The following is a 3030-nucleotide window of genomic DNA, read 5'->3' as shown; positions in this document are numbered from 1 at the left end:
AAACGATTGCGGGATGAATAATGAAGTAAATAGAAAAAGCCCATAGATGTCAGAACATAAATATGGGCTTTGAACCTTGAAGATTAATTAAACAGTTCTTTTACTTGCTCTGGTGGGCGACCTAGGCGGGCTTTATTACCGACAACCACAATAGGGCGTTCAATAAGCTTAGGATTTTCATGCATTGCTTGAATTAATGCATCTTGTGATGTTTCATCAGCGAGTTTTAGCGTTTTATAAATGTCTTCTTTTGTACGCATTAATGCTCTTGCATCATTAAAACCTAGTGCTTTCAGTAGTGTTTTCAGCTCGGTAACGGAAGGTGCTGTATCTAGATAGTGAATAACATTAGGCGTTATTTGCATTTCTTCTAGTAAATGTAAAGTTTCACGACTTTTTGAACAGCGTGGATTATGATAAATAGTCACTTTCTTGGTCATAGTGTCCCTTATTTAAATTGACTGTCTCTTTGTTGTAGTTTTCTTAACTGGTCAATGCGCGCATCAAAGCGAGCTTGATCATTACTACCTAGTTTAACTTGTCTACTTGCATCACCTAAGTATCGAATCGCTGTTTCAAAATCACCTCTAAGTGCTAGATCCTCCGCATAAGCGGCTAATTCATGGGCTCGGTCACCTTGTTTAGCTGCGTTTTCGGCCATTAATTGCCAGCCAATAGGATCATTTGGATTATCAAAGGTATAACGATAAAGCAGTCGATTCGCTTCGTTATATTGCTTATTATGCATATAGGCATTTGCCAAGTTAGCAATAATAACATTGTTATTAGGTCTTTGTTTTAACGCTAATTGTAATCTTGCAACTGCATCACTTGCCCGATTTTGTTCTAAATCGATATCCGTCATGGCATCAATAAGCCAAATATTATTTGGCTCTTTTTCTAACATCGGAGTGAGTAGTTTTCTTGCATCATCAAATTTGCGATCACGAGAATAGATCAGGATTTGCGCATAATTTGCGGCTGACTTTTCAAGCGCTGTACCTTGCTTAAATTGATCAAGTATCGTTTGTAATGCATTCTCTGATGTAGGATTTTTCGTCAGCATAGTTAAGACACGCATTTTAGCAAACAGAAAGTCAGCCGACTGTGGAACCTGTTGCGCAGGATATTGACTTGCTCGGCTTCTTGCATCGGATAATCGACTATCGGGTAAGGGGTGCGTTAATAACATTTCTGGTGGTTTGGAGCTATATCGCACTTGGTCAGCAAGAATTTGCATAAAGTCAGGCATTCCTTTGGGATCAAACCCTGCACGATAAAGTGTCTGTATTCCGATACGATCTGCTTCTTGTTCGTTCATTTGTGTGAATGTGATCATATTCTGCTGCATTCCCGCCATACTTCCCGTGAAAGTTGCAAGGCCTGCATTTGGGTTTGCCATAAAGATTAGAATAGAGCCTAATACACCAGCAAGGGCAAGAGGCGTTGTTTTAGCTTGATCTTCAAGCATTCTCGCTAGATGTCGTTGAGTAACGTGTGTGATTTCATGTGCTATGACAGAAGCTAATTCACTCTCATTTCGGCTATATCGAAAGAGGGCTGAATGTAAAACAATATTTCCCCCAAAATAAGCAAAGGCGTTAATATTAGGATTATTAACGAGATAGAAATGAAAAGGGGTTTTTACCGAACTGGCATTAGAAACAAGTTTTTGCCCTAAATTGTTAATATAGTTAGAAAGTAACGGATCAAAAACTAATGGTGCACTATTTCGCAGTTGGCGAGTATAGTAATCACCCATAGCGATTTCTTGGTTAATACTCAGCGTTGAACCAGCAGTGGTTCCCATATCAGGTAAGGAGTCTTCAATATCAATCGCAGCATGTGCTGGCATTACTGATGTTGATAGCAACGCAGAAACAAGAAGCGCGACTAAGGGTTTTTTAAGTCTGAGTTTCATACAACTGTATCCTGATGGCTATCTTAACGAAAAATTAATAATTGATGATGTATGATAGCAAAACCTAACGTAAAATCTGTCAAAAGATTATTGCTTATGTAAATGAATACATACAGCTCTATTGTTTTGATTATTATAAAGGATCTTTATTTTCATGCTGGACTTGCTTGTTCAATGGTACAAACGCCGATTCGCTGATCCACAAGTTATCGCCCTTGTGGTCATTTTGATTGCTGGCTTTTCAATTCTGTATTTCTTTAGTGGCATACTTGCTCCTTTATTAGTGGCAATTGTGCTCGCTTATCTTTTAGAGTGGCCAACGCATTTACTTGAAAAATTAGGATGTGCTCGTATATGGGCAGTATCGATAATTCTGACACTCTTTATCGGTATTAGTGCCATTGTTATTTTGATTTTAGCGCCAACCGTATGGCAGCAAGGGATGACATTGATTTCAGACATCCCTAATATGATCAATAAGTTCAATGCATTTGCACATGAATTACCCGATCGTTTCCCCGCATTAATGGATGCTGGCATTGTTGATATGATGGCAGAAAACTTACGCAGTAAGTTCTCAACAGTGGCGGAATCAGTATTAAAAGTGTCTTTAGCTTCGTTAATCGGCATTATTACACTGTCAATTTATCTTATTCTTGTTCCTTTAATGACGTTCTTCTTACTTAAAGATAAGCAACAAATGCTCAATGCAGTTCGTCGTGTTTTACCCAAAAACAGAATATTGGCAGCACAAGTTTGGATTGAAGTTAACCAACAAATTACGAATTATATTCGCGGTAAAGTCACTGAAATGATAATTGTGGGTATTTTCACTTATTTTGTATTTGCTTTCTTTGACTTACGCTACTCTGTATTACTGGCTGTGATTGTTGGTGTTTCTGTTTTAGTCCCTTATGTTGGTGCCGTTTTAGCAACAATCCCCGTTATTGTGATTGCATTATCTCAGTGGGGATTAGGCTCTGATTTCTGGGCATTATTTATTGCTTATCTTGTTGTTCAAGGATTAGATAGTAATTTATTAGTGCCAATTTTGTATTCTGAAGCTGTAAATATGCATCCTTTAGTCATTTATATTATCAGTTGATTTA

General features: G+C 37.9%; 2 protein-coding genes and 1 pseudogene. 1 reads left to right on the top strand and 2 read right to left on the bottom strand.

Going from position 1 to position 3030, the window contains the following annotated elements; all coding sequences use genetic code 11:
• Positions 1-83 precede the first annotated feature (83 nt).
• Positions 84-440, bottom strand: a complete 357-nt coding sequence (gene arsC / locus BHE89_RS13425; protein WP_069368863.1) for an arsenate reductase (glutaredoxin) — start codon at positions 438-440, stop codon at positions 84-86.
• Between the two features lie 8 nt (positions 441-448).
• The gene (gene bepA, locus BHE89_RS13420; RefSeq protein ID WP_069368864.1) at positions 449-1921 is read right to left on the bottom strand and encodes a beta-barrel assembly-enhancing protease; all 1473 of its coding nucleotides are present in this window, start codon (positions 1919-1921) and stop codon (positions 449-451) included.
• Between the two features lie 154 nt (positions 1922-2075).
• Between bepA and BHE89_RS13415 the strand changes: the two are divergent.
• A pseudogene (locus BHE89_RS13415) lies at positions 2076-3017 on the top strand (AI-2E family transporter); the annotation flags it as partial.
• Between the last annotated feature and the right edge of the window lie 13 nt (positions 3018-3030).

Source organism: Shigella sp. FC1967 (genome assembly GCF_001743005.1).
In the GTDB taxonomy this organism is placed as follows: Bacteria; Pseudomonadota; Gammaproteobacteria; order Enterobacterales; family Enterobacteriaceae; genus Proteus.
The sequence above is the reverse complement of the archived record's forward strand: the minus strand, read 5'-3'. Positions and strand labels throughout refer to the sequence as shown.